Annotated in this window: 13 protein-coding genes; 4 read left to right on the top strand and 9 right to left on the bottom strand. The window is 72.4% G+C overall.

Annotated elements, in window-relative coordinates:
• Window positions 1-118 precede the first annotated feature (118 nt).
• Window positions 119-1,411 (top strand): MFS transporter, encoded by a 1,293-nt coding sequence (locus WMF31_RS14030; RefSeq protein WP_436602421.1) that lies wholly within the window; start codon window positions 119-121, stop codon window positions 1,409-1,411.
• 19 nt (window positions 1,412-1,430) lie between these two features.
• Here WMF31_RS14030 and WMF31_RS14025 read toward each other — a convergent pair whose 3' ends face one another.
• A complete protein-coding gene (locus WMF31_RS14025) occupies window positions 1,431-1,802 on the bottom strand; it encodes a group II truncated hemoglobin (RefSeq protein WP_436602420.1) in 372 nt (123 codons plus the stop codon).
• A 186-nt stretch (window positions 1,803-1,988) separates the two neighbouring features.
• On the opposite strand from WMF31_RS14025, the gene WMF31_RS14020 reads away from it, so the two are divergent.
• Window positions 1,989-2,549, top strand: coding sequence for a helix-turn-helix domain-containing protein (locus tag WMF31_RS14020; RefSeq protein WP_436602419.1), 561 nt, complete (start codon window positions 1,989-1,991; stop codon window positions 2,547-2,549).
• A 40-nt stretch (window positions 2,550-2,589) separates the two neighbouring features.
• On the opposite strand, the gene WMF31_RS14015 is transcribed toward WMF31_RS14020, so the two are convergent.
• Window positions 2,590-2,718 (bottom strand): hypothetical protein, encoded by a 129-nt coding sequence (locus WMF31_RS14015; protein ID WP_436602418.1) that lies wholly within the window; start codon window positions 2,716-2,718, stop codon window positions 2,590-2,592.
• A 130-nt stretch (window positions 2,719-2,848) separates the two neighbouring features.
• Here WMF31_RS14015 and WMF31_RS14010 point away from each other — a divergent pair, with 130 nt between their 5' ends.
• Window positions 2,849-3,784, top strand: coding sequence for a LysR family transcriptional regulator (locus WMF31_RS14010; RefSeq protein WP_436602417.1), 936 nt, complete (start codon window positions 2,849-2,851; stop codon window positions 3,782-3,784).
• Window positions 3,785-3,844: 60 nt separating this feature from the next.
• Here the strand turns inward: WMF31_RS14010 and WMF31_RS14005 are convergent, their stop codons facing one another.
• Window positions 3,845-4,720 (bottom strand): NmrA family NAD(P)-binding protein, encoded by an 876-nt coding sequence (locus WMF31_RS14005; RefSeq protein WP_436602416.1) that lies wholly within the window; start codon window positions 4,718-4,720, stop codon window positions 3,845-3,847.
• Between the two features lie 379 nt (window positions 4,721-5,099).
• Between WMF31_RS14005 and WMF31_RS14000 the strand changes: the two genes are divergently transcribed.
• Window positions 5,100-6,395 carry a trypsin-like serine protease gene (locus WMF31_RS14000; RefSeq protein ID WP_436602415.1) on the top strand — a complete coding sequence of 432 codons (1,296 nt, stop codon included), beginning with the start codon at window positions 5,100-5,102 and terminating at the stop codon, window positions 6,393-6,395.
• 173 nt (window positions 6,396-6,568) lie between these two features.
• On the opposite strand, the gene WMF31_RS13995 is transcribed toward WMF31_RS14000, so the two are convergent.
• The 6 genes from WMF31_RS13995 to tagF all read right to left on the bottom strand — a co-directional run bounded on the left by WMF31_RS13995 (window position 6,569) and on the right by tagF (window position 13,506).
• Window positions 6,569-7,651, bottom strand: a complete 1,083-nt coding sequence (locus WMF31_RS13995; RefSeq protein ID WP_436602414.1) for a hypothetical protein — start codon at window positions 7,649-7,651, stop codon at window positions 6,569-6,571.
• Window positions 7,652-7,881: 230 nt separating this feature from the next.
• Window positions 7,882-8,475: a TIGR00730 family Rossman fold protein gene (locus WMF31_RS13990; protein WP_436602413.1), complete on the bottom strand. Its 594-nt coding sequence runs from the start codon at window positions 8,473-8,475 to the stop codon at window positions 7,882-7,884.
• An 85-nt stretch (window positions 8,476-8,560) separates the two neighbouring features.
• On the bottom strand, window positions 8,561-10,045 hold the full coding sequence (tssC, locus tag WMF31_RS13985; RefSeq protein WP_436602412.1) for a type VI secretion system contractile sheath large subunit: 1,485 nt from the start codon (window positions 10,043-10,045) through the stop codon (window positions 8,561-8,563).
• Window positions 10,046-10,048: 3 nt separating this feature from the next.
• On the bottom strand, window positions 10,049-10,540 hold the full coding sequence (gene tssB, locus WMF31_RS13980) for a type VI secretion system contractile sheath small subunit (protein WP_129349760.1): 492 nt from the start codon (window positions 10,538-10,540) through the stop codon (window positions 10,049-10,051).
• Window positions 10,541-10,648: 108 nt separating this feature from the next.
• Complete coding sequence (gene tssA, locus WMF31_RS13975; RefSeq protein WP_436602411.1) at window positions 10,649-12,337, bottom strand: type VI secretion system protein TssA; 1,689 nt, start codon at window positions 12,335-12,337, stop codon at window positions 10,649-10,651.
• A gap of 110 nt (window positions 12,338-12,447) precedes the next feature.
• Window positions 12,448-13,506, bottom strand: a complete 1,059-nt coding sequence (gene tagF / locus WMF31_RS13970) for a type VI secretion system-associated protein TagF (protein ID WP_436602410.1) — start codon at window positions 13,504-13,506, stop codon at window positions 12,448-12,450.
• Between the last annotated feature and the right edge of the window lie 243 nt (window positions 13,507-13,749).

The raw sequence follows: 13,749 nt of genomic DNA, 5'->3' as shown, positions 1-13,749 counted from the left end.
ACGCATCGAACGCCCGCCCCCACCTTCCGGCGTACAGCCCCCGGGCCCGCACGCGGCCCTGGCGCCGCCGCAGGCGGCCCTGCTGCCGCGCGGAGGCCCCCCCACCGCCGAGGATTCGATGGATCCAGGGATCGCGCTCGACACGGATGGTCAGCTCTCGCCCGCGCCTCGCGGCCGCGGCGGCGCGGCGCCTCGCCGCCTCGACGCGCCGGCGGCGCGCGGCGCCCCGCGGCCCGCGCCGCCGCCGCACCTGCGCGCGGCGCGCGTCGGCGTCGCGGCGGCGTTCTTCCTGTACGGCGCGGCGTTCGCGACCTGGGTCGTGCGCATCCCCTCGGTGCGCGAGGCCCTCGCGCTGAGCCCGGCCGAGCTCGGCGGCGCCCTGTTCGGCGCCTCCGCGGGCGGGATCGTGGCGATGCCGGTCGCCGGCTGGCTGGCCGGCCGCGCCGGCAGCCGGCCGCTCCTCCGGGCCGCGCCCCTCGCGCTCGGCGCGGCGCTCGTGCTGCCCGCGCTGGCGTCGAGCCTGCTCACGCTCGCGCTCTCGCTCTTCGTGATGGGCCTCGCGGGCGGGGCGCTCAACATCGCCGTCAACGCGCAGGGCACCGCGGTCGAGCGCGCGTACGGGCGCCCGATCTTCTCGTCGCTCCACGGGCTGTTCAGCCTCGGCGGGCTCGCCGGCGCGGCGCTCGGCGGCGCGCTCATCGACCGGGGCGTCCCGACCCTCGCGCACCTCGCGGCGGTCGGGGCGGCGATCGGCGCGCTGGCGCTCTGGGCGACGCGGTATGCGCTCCCCGCGGCGCCGTCGCCGGCGACCGGGGGGACGCCGGCGACGGCGGCGGCGGGCGGGCCCTCGCTCCGGGCGCTCGCGCCGCTCTTCGCCATCGCGTTCTGCGTGCTCGTCGGCGAGGGCGCGATCGCCGACTGGAGCGCCGTCTACCTGCGCGACGTGGTCGGCGCCTCGCCCGCGGCGGCCGCCGCGGGCTACGCCGTGTTCTCGATCGCGATGACCGCCGGCCGGCTCGTGGGCGACCGGCTCGACGCCGCGCTCGGGCCGCGCCGGCTCGTGTACCTCGGCGGCCTCGCCTCGGCGCTCGGGCTCGGCGTGGCGCTCGCGGTCCCGGGCTTCTGGACGGTGCTCGTCGGCTTCGCCGGCGTCGGCGCCGGGTCGTCGGTGGTGTTCCCGATCGCGCTGCGCGCCGCCAGCGGCGACGGCGGCCCCGGGACCGAGGCGGCGCTCGCGGCGGTCTCGACCGCGGGCTTCCTCGGGTTCCTCGTGGGCCCGCCGGTCATCGGCGTGACCGCGTCGTACGTGTCGCTGCGCGGCGCCCTCGGCTGGGTCGTCCTCGCGAGCGCCGTCATCGCCCTCCTCTCGCCGGCCGTGCAGCGGCGGAAGGTCGCGCCCGGCGGCGCGTGACCCGCGCGACCCCGGCGGGTCAGCCCGGCCGGTTGCGCATGAAGTCCGCGACCTCGGCGAAGCGCTGGTCGAGGAAGGCGCGGAGCGGCGCGGGCACGTCGACCTCGGCCATGGCCGCGCGCATGCAGCGCATCCAGGCGTCGCGCATGGCGACGTCGACCGGCACGCGGGCGTGGCGCATCCGCAGCCGCGGGTGGCCGTGCGCCGCGATGTAGTCCTGCGGGCCGCCCAGCCAGCCGATGAGGAAGAGCGCGAGCCGGTCGCGGCTCTCGCGGCAGACCTGGCCGCGCTCGTCGCACACGTGCAGGCGCGCGAGCGCCGGCTCGTCGCGGGCCATGAGGTCGTAGAAGCGCTCGACCAGCCGGCGCACCGCGGGCTCGCCGCCCAGCAACGGGAAAGGGTCTCAGCCGCTCCGTCCATGGAGGGCCGCATCTAGCGGATCTCGCCCGGCAGCGCACCCCGCTCCCGGGCGCCCGGCTCGGCTCTCGCGGGTTCCTCCTTGGACCCCCCCCTGAACCGCGCTGGACAGTTCGTTGGAATCATCTCCAACATACTGGAATCATGCTAATCTCCCGACATGGATCAGGATCCGGAGCTCTCGGGGAGGCTGGCGAAGAACATCAAGCAGCTGCGGGAGGCGCGCGGGCTGACGCAGCAGCAGCTGGCCAAGCTGGCCGGCGTGCCTCGGGCGACGTGGGCGCACCTGGAGTCCGGCGCGGCCAACCCGACGCTCGGGGTCCTGCACCGCGCCGCCGCGGCCCTCCAGGTGTCGATCGAGGAGATGCTCTCCGCGCCCCGCGCCACCTGCCAGCTTTACCCGCGGGACACGCTGCCGACGCGCTCACCGGGGCAGGCGATGATCCGCAAGCTCTTGCCGGATCCGATCCCGGGCATGGAGATCGAGCGCATCGAGATCCCCGGGGGCGGGCGGATGACGGGCGTCCCGCACACCCCGGGCACCCGCGAATACCTGACGTGCGAGACGGGCGAGCTCCAGCTCGTGGTCGGCGGCGAGCGGTTCACGCTCGGCGCGGGCGACGTCGCGGTGTTCCGTGGCGATCAGCGCCACTCGTACAACAACCCCGGAAAGCAGGTCGCGGTCGGCTACTCGGTGGTGCTGCTGGCGCGGGTGATCTGAGGGTCTGACGGCGCAGCGACGCTCGACGCCCGATCAAGGCTCAGTCCGCAAGCGCGGGCCTCCAGGGCGCGAGCACGTCCTCGACCGTGTAGCTTGCAGCCTCGGCCGCGCTGAGCTGCGTGGACTCGGCGGCTCGCTCGCTCGGCTTCGCGCCAGGTCCCGTGGTCACGTGCCGCGTGGGAGCCGGCGGTCGCGCGCCGCAACAACGAGGTGCCGATCCTGCTCGTGCTCTTCGTGCGTTGGGAGGCCGCCGGCGCCCCGCAGCCGCACGGTATACTCGCCGGCGAGCGATCCCTGCCATGGATGCACGAATCAACCTGGACCTCAACGACGTCGCGCTCTTCGTGCGGGTCGTGCAGGCGCGCAGCTTCTCTGCCGTTGCCCGCGAGCGCGGGGTCCCTGGCTCGACGGTGAGCCGGCGCATCGCGCGGCTCGAGTCCGTGCTCGGCATCCGGCTCCTCGAGCGCACGACCCGCCGCCTTCGCCTCACCGACGCGGGGCAGGCGTACTTCGCCCACGCCGAGCGGGCGGTCGACGACGTCTGGCAGGGGACCGATCGCGTCCGCGAGCTGCGCAAGGAGCCGCGCGGCCGCGTGCGGGTCCTCGCGCCGATCGTCCTCGGCGCCTCCGTGGCGAACGTCATTTACACCTACCTCGCGAAGCACCCTGGCGTGTCGATCGACCTCGAGCTGGACGAGCGGCGGATGGACCTGCTCGCCGAGGGGTTCGACATCGCGATCCTCAAGGGGAAGGCGGACAGCGGCGATTTCGTCGCGCGCGCGCTGTGGCGGTCGACGCGGAAGCTGCTCTACGCGAGCCCGCGTTACCTCGAGGCGCGCGGCGCGCCGCGGCGGGTCGAAGACCTCGCGCGCCACGACTGCATCGCGACGCGCGCGACGGAGGGGTTCGCGACGTGGACGCTCTACCAGGGGCGCAGCAAACGAAGGGTCACCGTCGCGCCGCGCTTCTACGTGAACGAGTTCTCCGCCGCCCACGGCGCGGCGCTCGCCGGCGTCGGCATCGCGATGCTCCCGGAGGTGCGCTGCCTCGAGGACGTGGCCGAGGAGCGGCTCGTCCGCGTCCTCGACGGGGTTGAGGGCGAGTCGGGCGGCGTCTACCTCCTCTATCGCGCCCATGGTTCGCTGACGGCGGCGGTCCGCACGTGCATCGACCATTTCCTCGCGGAGCTGCCGTCGACCGACCCGAGCCGCGTCGCGCACCAACGTCGCGCCTGAAGCCAGCCGGGCCGCCCACGCCCTCGCCTCGTCCACACCGATCGTCGGAACGTCCCTCGATCAGATGCCGACTCCGGCCTTCCTCGCGTGCGCGAAGACCTGGGCCGGAGTGACCGTGGCGGCGACCCGCTCGGCGCCGGGAACGCCGAAGTCGATCCAGCCCGAGTTGAACGAGTCCTCCATTTCCTCGAAGGGACCTGTGGTGCCGGGCGCCATGCCTCGAGCCTCCAGGCTGGCCGTCCACTGCTCGCGGGGGATCGACCGTGCCTTGACCGGCCGGCCGAGCGCCTCGCTCATCGCGCGGGCGAGGTCGTCCGGGCTCATCGGAGAGCCGAGCTCCACGATGAGCTTGCCGCTCCAGCCGCCGACGAGCCGACGGGCGACCTCCTTGCCGATGTCCTCCGTGGCGATCATCGGCACGGGGCGATCCGTCGGCGACCGGTACGTGTCGAGCCATCCGGTCGAGGCAGCCGTCTTGAGGCTGAACGTGTAATTCTCCAGGAACGAGCCGGCCCGGAGAAAGGCGGTCGGAAAGGGCAGGTCGCAGAGCGCCTGTTCCAGCAGGTGGGTCGTGGTGATGAGCCCGAGGCCGCTGCTCTGCTGCGATCCGATGGAGGACAGCACCACGAGCCGTGGCGGCGGCGCCTTGCGCAGCGCCTCGCGGAAGCTTTCGATGATGGCCTTCGCCTCCGGGAAGCCCGGCGCCGGGGCGAGCAACGGGGGCAGCATGAGGTAGGCTCCCTCGACTCCTTCCATGGCCGCGGCGACGGCCGCGGCGTCGCTGAAGTCTCCCCGGCGGACGTCAACGCCCTCCTGCGACCACGCGGCCGCCTTGCGCGGGTCGCGGGCCAGCGTGCGCACGGCGTGACCGCCTGCGAGCAGCTGCCGCGCGGCCGCACCACCCACCTGCCCGGTGATTCCTGACACGAAGAACATGATCGAACTCTCCTCTCACCCCGGCGGTGTCGGGGTGTCCCAGACCGGCCTTGTGTGTCAATCCGCTGGCCTGCATGGCCGCTCGTCGGCCTCCGCCTGTGGCTGCATGCGCCGATACGTAGCCCTCGCGTCCGCAGCGCACCAGATTGTTCACCGGCAACCGATTGTTGCCATGGATGCACGAATCGACCTGGGCCTCGACGACGTGCCGGGTTGCGCTGAGCGAACGCTCCTCGACGATGCGCACGAGCACCGACACGTCCCGCAGAGCATCGGGCCCCCTCGATGTTCCACTCCTCGAACGCGGCCGTTCCAGAACGCCGCCTGGTTCCGCCCCGTGTGTCGCCGCATGCTCCAGGCGTCACGATGCGGAGATGAAATGAACAAGAGAGAGCTTGGCAATACGTTGAATCTCGTGGTCTGCGCCGGCGTCGCATTCGGCCTCTCCACGGCTTGCTCCGTCGCAGAGGAGCCGGACGCTCCGTTCGAGTCGCTCGATGCGCAGTCGTCCGAGATCATCGGTGGCGAGATCGCCGAGGCGAGCCCCTGGGCCGTCCAGGTCTTCGACGTGCGCGGGAGCACGGGCGACTTCTACCAGTGCACCGGCACGCTGGTCGCGCCGCGCTGGGTGCTCACGGCGCAGCACTGCATGGCGGACGAGGGCGAGACGTCGGCGGTTCGGGTCGGCAGCAACACGTACGGCGCGGGCCAGCGCATCGCGGTCGACGCCGTCGAGGTGCCCTCGGCCGCGGCCGACATCGCGCTGCTCCACCTGACCGAGGACGCCGATGGCCCGTTCGTCCAGCTCGCCGAGGCGACGTCGGACGCGATCGGCAGTGACGCGACGGCCTACGGCTGGGGGAGCGAGGGCACGCCGCTGGTGATGGCGCCGTCGCTCAAGAAGGCGATCCTCCACATCGACGGCCGGTATTCCGACGAGGAGCTCCTGGCGACCGGCGTGACGGGCTCGGGCTGGAGCGGCGACTCCGGCGGCCCGTGGTTCGTCGACGGGCGTCAGGTCGGCGTGTTCTCGGGCGTGAACGGGCAGGACGGCACGAACCTGCACGCGACGCACCTCGGCGTCGACGTCGCGCGCCACCGCGCCTGGATTGACGCCACGATCGCCGGCGGCCCCACCGTCCACCCCAGCGACCAGGTCGTGCTCCACGATCTCTCGGACTTCTCCGGCGTCTCGCAGGGCTTCGGGCTCGGCCACCACGACCTCGCGGGCCTGAGCATCATCGGCAACGACCGCGCGAGCGCGATCGAGGTCCCCGCCGGGCTCCGGGTCACGGCCTTTTTTCACAACGACTTCGGGGGCGAGGCGCGCGTGTTCACGTCGGACACGGACCTCGTGGCCGCGGGCTTCAGCGACGTGATCTCGAGCATCGTCGTGGCGCTTGCGTCGGACCCGCAAGCGGACGTGGTCACCCTCTACGAGCACGCCGACTTCTCGGGCGACTCGGTCGTGTACGGCGTCGGCTCCTCCCTCTTTTTTAGCAGCCCATGGGACCAGAGGGTCAGCTCCGTCCGCGTCCCCGCCGGCTTCAAGCTGACGCTCTACGACGGGCTCTGGCGATACTCGGCCGAGTCGCGCGTCTTCACGACGGACGCGAACCTCGCCCCCCACGGCTTCGACGACAAGACCCGGAGCTTTTTGATCGAGCGCTTGTAGGAGCGGGCGAGCGCGGGCGGCGCGCTCGCCTGCGCGCCCTCGCCGCCGCTCACCCCATGTCGCCGCCGCCGAGGGCGCGCGACGCGGATCCTCGCTGTACGCTGAAGCTCAGGGCCGGCCGATCACGACGATGCCCGTCGTCTCGCAGGAGCGCTGGACGAGCCGCGCCGCCCTCAGCGCCGCCTTCGCCCGGCGAGCGCCGCGCAGGCGAGCAGCGCGAGCGCCGCGCCGCCGGCGGGGCGCTCGCCGCCTGCGCCGCCGGCGACGCTGCAGCTCCCGCCGTCCTCCACCTGCCCGCCGTCCCCGCCGCCCGCGCCGCCGCTGGCCGCGCCCCCGCCCGCGCCACCGCTGGCCGCGCCGCCGCCCGCGCCGCCGCTGCTTGCGCCGCTGCCGCCGCCGCCCGCGCCGCCGCTGCTTGCGCCGCTGCCGCCGCCGCCCGCGCCGCCGCTTGCGCCGCTGCCGCCGCTGGCCGCGCCCCCGCCCGCCCCGCCGCCGCCCGTCCCTGTCCCCGGATCGCAGGTCCCCCCGGGATAGAGATCCGCCGCCGCCCACTCGGGCTGCACGGGTGGCGCGAAGCTCGGCTCCGCGCTCGGCGGGTCTTTCCTGTAATAGCAAGGCTTGCAGGCGTGCGCGGTCTCGCTCGCCGCGTTCCCTGCCGCGTCAATCGCGCTGACCCGGAAGCACAGCGCCTCGGGTGCGTCGGCGCCGTCGAGCACGTCCGCTGTCCGGTGGATCGCCCGGGTGGACGACGCGGCGCGCGCGAACGCGCTCTCCGAGAACACGGGCCTCGAGAAGGAATCGTCCCGGAACGCCTCGATCGTGTAGATCACGGGGCTCGCGCCCAGGGCCGGCGCTTCCCCGTCGATCGTCAGCCACCACGCGAGATCGCTGCTCGTCTGGCAGTCACCGCCGCTCGACTTGAAATCGGCGTAGTCGTGGAGATTGAACGAGAGCCCGGCAGGCGCGGCGGGGGCGGTCGTATCGGCGGCGCCTGCCGTGAGCTCGATCCTCGTCACCTCGCACGGCCCCGTCGAGCAGAAATCGCCCTCGATGACGATCGCCTGCCCTTCACCGGGCGGCGGCTCGATCCGCGCGGCGAGGCTGTGCCCGGTCGCGGGGACGTCCGGCGCGAGCACGAGGTTTGCCGGCTCGCCGTCGACCGTCGCCGACACCCCCTCCAGCGAGATCTCGAAACCGTAGAAGAAGAGCGCCGCATTCCCGGGGTAGGTCGCGCCGCTCTCCGGAAAGGTCTCCATCAAACCGGGCAGCGGAGGGCTGCACGCGTCCGCGCTCGACTCACCGGCGAGGATCCAGGTCAGGCCCGCAGCGATTCCGATAGACCAAGAGCGTAAGTTCATCATGGACGTCAGCATATCAGGAACCCCCAGCGATGCGCCGCACGCTGGGTGCCTGAAGCGTGCTCTGCGCCCCTGGCCATGGGGGCGCCGCGGTGAGCGGGCTCCCAGAGCGCCGCCCTCGCGCGAGCTCACCGCTCCTCGGGCGTCATCCACTTCGCCCCGACGGTCGGTCTCCACCCCGCGAGCAGCTCCAGCAGGGCCTCCGGCTCATCGGCCACCTGCAGCATCGCGCGATGCGCCGGCCGCAAGAACCGCTCGGCCTCGACGTGATCGAGGAACGCGATCAGCAGCCGGTAGTACCCCGCCACATCGAGCAACCCCACCGGCTTCTGCTGCGAGCCGAGCTGGGTCCAGGTCCACACCTCGAACATCTCCTCGAGCGTGCCGATCCCCCCCGGCATCGCGACGAACGCGTCCGACAGCGCCGCCATCGTCGCCTTGCGCTCGTGCATCGTCTCGACGACGTGGAGCTCCGAGAGCCCCGTGTGCCCCACCTCGCGCGTGTTCAGGAAGCCGGGGATCACGCCGATGACCTCCCCCCCGCGCGCGAGCGCCGCGTCGGCGATCACGCCCATGAGGCCCACGTGACCTCCCCCGTAGACGAGCCCTATCCCGCGCTCCGCGAGGAGCTCCCCGAGCCGCACCGCCGCCGCGCGGTACGCCGGCGAGGCGCCGGTGCTCGATCCGCAGTAGACACAGATCCTCGACAGGGTTGTGGTCATGCCCCGAGCCTACGCCCGCGGGCGCGCCCGTTCCAGGGCTGCTCGGCGCGCGCGGCGCCGAGCAGCCCGCGCCCCCCGGGGCCCGCTAGTCCTTGTCGAGCTTGCCGACCAGGCTCAGCGTGAAGAACGCCCCCATGTACTTGAAATGCGGGCGCACCTGCATGTCGACCTTGTACCAGCCGGCGTTCCCCGGCACCTCGGTCACGATGATCTTCGCCTTCCGCAGCGGCCTGCGGCCCCGGACGCTCGCGGAGACCACGTCCTGATCGGCGACGTACTGGCCGATCCAGTCGTTCAGCTCCTTCTCCAGATCGGCGCGCTCCTTCCACGTCCCGATCTGCTCGCGCTGGAGCACCTTCAGGTAATGCGCGATACGGCACATGATGAACATGTACGGAAGCTGCGTCCCCAGCCGGTAGTTCATCTCGGCCGCCCTGCCCTCCTCGCTCTGGCCGTAGAACTTCGGCTTCTGCGCGGAGTTCGCCGAGAAGAAGCAGGCGTTGTCCGAGTCCTTGCGGAACGTGAGGCCGATGAACCCCTCCTCCGACAGCTCGAACTCGCGCCGCTCCGTGAGCATGATCTCGGTCGGCACCTTCGTCTGGATCTCGCCCATCGCCTCGTACTGGTGGAGCGGCAGGTTCTCGACCGAGCCGCCCGCCTGCGGGCCGATGATGTTCGGGCACCAGCGGTACTTGGCGAAGCTGTCCGCGAGCCGGGTGGCGAACGCGAACGTCGCGTTGCCCCAGCAGTACGCGTCGTGCTGGCCGATCACGTCCTCCTCGTAGTTGAACGCCTTCACCGGGACGGTGTTGGCGCCGAACGGCAGGCGGAGCAGGAAGCGCGGCATCACGAGCCCGACGTAGCGCGCGTCCTCGGTCTCCCGGAACGCGTTCCACTTCGTGTACTGCGGGCCCTCGAAGAGCGCCTTCAGGTCCTTCAGGTTCGGCAGGCCGAGGAAGTCCTTCAGGCCGAAGAACTGCGGGCCCGCCGCCGCGAGGAACGGCGCGTGCGACATCGCCGCGACCGCGGCGCACTTCTGGAGGAGCGCGACGTCCTGCGGCCCCGGCCCGAACTCGTAGTTCGCGATGATCGCGCCGACCGGCTTGCCGCCGAACTGGCCGAACTCGGCCGAGTAGACGATCTTGTACAGCCCGCTCTTCGGCACCTCGGGCGCGTCCTCGAAATCCGCGAGGAGGTCGTCCTTGGAGCAATTGAGCATCTCGACCTTGACGTTCTCGCGGAAGTCGCAGCGGTCGATCACGAACTTGAGCCCGCGCCAGGCGGACTCGAGCTTCTGGAACGTCGGGTGGTGGAGGATCTCGTCGATCTGCCGCGAGAGCTTGACGTCGATCTCCGCGATCAGCGCGTCGACGAAGGCCTTGTCGACCTTCTCGCCCTCGCGCCGCGGGGCGACGAGCTCCGAGATGAAGGCCTGCACGCCCCTCTTGGCGATCTCGTACCCCTCGTCGCCGGGCGTCATCTTCGTCTCGGCGAGGATCTCGTCGAGCAGCGAGCCCCCCTCGAGGCTCTGGACGCCGGCGCTCCCCGCGGCCTGTGTCTCTGTCGCCATCGGTCACTCCCCTTCCTTGTCGAGCCCGAGCTCGCTCACGATCTTGTTGCGCTGGGCCGGGTCGCTCAGGATCTGCTGGATCTTGTTGCGGAACGCCTTCTCGTTCCCGAGCGGGCCCTTGAGGGCCGTCAGCGCGGCGCGCAGGTCGAGCAGCTTCTTGAGCTCCGGCACCTGGTTCGCGATCGCCTCCGGCTCCATGTCGCTCAGCCGGCGGAACTTCAGGTTGACGGTGAGCTCGCTGTTCTCCTGCTCGGAGAGGACGTCCTTCACGTTGAAGGTGAGCGCGAGCTTCTGCTCGCTCATGACCTTCTGGAAGTTGTCCTTGTCCACGTTGATCGGCTTGCGATCCTCGAGGGGCCGCGGATCCGGCCGCATCGTGTAGTCGCCGAGCATGAGGAGCTTCAGCGGAAGCTCCACATCCTCCTTCGCGTTCCCGGTGGCCGGCTTGTAGGTGATGTTCACGCGCTCTTTCGGAGCGACTGATCCCTCTTTCATCGCAGGCTCCTTTCCCCGTCGGCAGCGGGCGGAGCGCCCGCAGGCCGCACGAGCATAGACCAAAACGCGCGGCCGGCGGGCAAGCTTCTCGGCGCCGCGCCGGGGCCGTCATTCCCCGAGCGAGAGCTTCAGGGCGAGCGCCGCGTCGAGCTGGCACACGCGCTCGAAGGCGAGCTCCTCCCTGGCCTTGGCCTCGGGGGCGACGTCGTAGCCCTGGTTCAGGACGCGGTAGCATGTGTGCAGGGCGGCGTAGAGCTCCGCGCACAGCGCCGGCTGCCAGGTGGTGAGTCGGTGGTGCTCGACGACCTGCTCCAGCGCCTCGAGCTGCGCGCGCGCCACCAGGAACTGCGACAGCTCGATGTTGATCTGGGCCATCGCGAGCTTCGCGCGGAAGCGGTCCAGCGCCGACGGCGCGGCGGCCGCGGCCTTCTCGAGGAGGACCATCGCCTCGATCGGCTGCTGGTTGGCGACGAACCCGCGGGCCTCGGAGAGCGGCTTGTCGAGGTAGCTCCGCGGCCGCGCCGCGGCGCCGTTCTGCGCGGCGCCGCCGAGGACGGCCGCCACCTCGGTCGAGAGCCAGGCTTGCGTCTCGTCGTCCGCGAACGGCATGCCGTCGTTGAACTTGAGGGTCGGCAGGAGCGGCGCGCGGAGGAGCAGGACGGCCACCTCGATGAGCACGGCCCGCCGGGCCTCGGCGTAGTCCTCGCCGAGCTGATCGAGCGCGTGGGCCGCGTACCGGTGCGGATCGAGCCAGAACGGGTAGTTCGACGCGAACTCGTCGGCGACCGGCAGGATGTCGGCGAACGCGCCCTGGCTGGTCAGGGCGGGGAGCGCCTGCCGCACGTGATCGGGCGGCGGCGGGATCGGCGTGGCGCCGCTCGGCGACGAGGCCCCCGGATCGTCGAGGATGTCGATCCAGAGCCCGGCCCGGAGGATGCGGTACCCGGCCGCGCGCTTCGGATCCGCGGCCCGGAGCGCGTCGCCCACGCGCGCGAGCAGCAGCGCGCAGCGGCCGAGGGCGGAGAGCGCGGAGTCCTCGTCGGTGATCGCCTCGACGCTGAGCCCCGGGTCGCCCGCGGGCGCGGCGGCGGGCGGCGCGGCGATCTGCGTCGGCGGCGGGGCCACCACCGCCGCGGCGACCGGCGCCGCGACCAGCGCCGCCTGCGCCTGCGGCGCGGGCTCGGGCTTCGGCGGCGGCGGCGGCGGAGGTGGCGGCGGCGGCGGGGCCTCCGCGGGCAGGCTTGCGACGAGGCTCCGGATCGTGTTCCGGAGGGCGCCGAAGCCGCCGTAGGCGTCGCCGAGCTTGTCGCTGAGGTCGACGTCGAGGGCGCGGCTCACCTGGTCGAGGGCGTTCACGACGTCGCGCTCCGCGGCGGAGGGCGTGAGGCCGGCGAGCGCGTCTGCCGCGAGATCGCCGAACCAGGAGCACAGGTTGCCGCGCGCCTTGGGCCGCCGGAGCGCGGGGTACATGGTGTCCCAGAACGCGCTGTTCAGCTCCTGCACGAGCACGAGCCCGTCGAGCAGCCCGGGGAGCTTGTCGAGCTGCGCCCTGGCGGTCGCGTAGTAGAGCGCGACGCGAAAGTCCTTGGACTTCTCGCTCAGGATCTCGTCGGCGCCGCTCGCGACGCGGCCCCAGTCGACCTTGCCACCGGCGAGCGACTGCATCTTGTCGATCTCGTTCTTGAGGGCCTCGAACGCCTCGTCGTAGGTGACGTCGGCGCCGACGCCGCCCTGGATGGGCGCGAGCAGCGTCTCGACTCGCGCCCTGGCTTGTGTGATCGCGTCTTCAGCGGCCATGGGTCGCGCAGGATATCAAGACGTCCCGGGCGTGGACGGCGAATTGGCGCGGCGAGGCGCGACGCCCGGGCCACGGCGTCGCGGCCCGGGTCCCCGGACGTCCCGGCGCTCTACCCGCCGAGGCCCTCGAGGAAGCTGTCGAGCGACCGATCGGTGCGGGCGACGAGCGCGTCGAGCTCCGGACCGAGCGCGTGTCGGGAAACGTGCTCCTCGACGGGGGGAGGTCCGCAGAGATCGGCGATGTGCTCGGCGTGGGCGGTGGGCGCGATCAGCTCGCGGAACGAGGCGACGTGGGGCGGGCCGAGGTGGAGGAGCAGGGTGCGCTGGGGGGACCAGAACGCGTTCATCAGGGTGCGGCCCCAGCGGGACAGGCGGAGGGTCATGTCCATCCAGACGGCGGCGGCGTAGGCGTCGCCGGCGCCGAGGGGCAGCCTGAGGGCGAGGCCGGTCTTCGGGAGCTCGTGGCCGCGGAAGGGCATCACGGAATCAAGGATGTTCTGCACGACCCAGAAGCGGCTCTCGTCGGTGCCGAACCCGGCGTCCCAGAGCGCCTTCATCGGCTGGGTCTTGAGCCAGGCGCGGTAGGCGGCGCTCGACGCGTCGGGGTCATCGAGCGAGGGGGGAGTGATCTGCGCGACGCGGTGGAGGAACGCGTCGACGGGCATGGAGCGGCCGCTGGTGGCGAGGTCGTGGGCGGCGGCGAGGAGTGGGAAGAGGGCGATGGGGAGCGACGCGCCGGCGGAGACGAGCTGGTCGTAATCGTAGGAGCCGAAGACGATGATGGGGTAGAGCCGGCCGGCGTTGTCGCCGCTGGCGGCCCAGGCGCCGACGAGGCCGCGGGCGGGCGGCTCATCGCCTTTCGGCTCGCCGTGGAAGATGAAGAGGCCGAGCGCCGACTGATAGTACCCATCGAAGTGGGAACCCATGGCGCGCCGGGCGAAGTCGATGGACGCGCCCAGCCAGCGGTCGAAGGCAGCGAGCTCCTCTCCGCCTGCGTTCAGGCGGATGAAGTCGCCCGTCGCGGGCAGCTTGCCGAAGCAGCCGACCTGCGGCGGAACGGCAGGGCCCTTCTTGCGGCGCCAGAACATGACGGCCGGAGAGTGAACCACGAACGGCGCGGGGAGCGCTACCACCTTGCCGGTCGCCACGGGCGCCTCGCCGATCGCCACGGGCGCCAGCGGGGAGGGGGGGCCGCGCGCGCGGGGGCGGCGGGGCCCCCTCCCGCGAACTCGCGCCTTGTGGTGGCCATGGCCACCTGCACGGACCTGCCGAGATCAGGAGCGACTCGCTTCGCCGCGGGCCGGCGCTCGGGTTCGCGGGGCCCTACCCCGCCGCCCCCGCGCGCGCGGCCCCCCCTCCCCGCTGGCTCCTCTCCAAGAGCGCCCCCGTCCCTGCTCAGCGAGGCCCAGAGG

It is taken from the genome of Sorangium sp. So ce1036, from assembly GCF_051369805.1.
Lineage (GTDB): Bacteria > Myxococcota_A > Polyangia > Polyangiales > Polyangiaceae > Sorangium > Sorangium cellulosum_F.
This window is presented reverse-complemented; position numbering and strand designations above follow the sequence as displayed.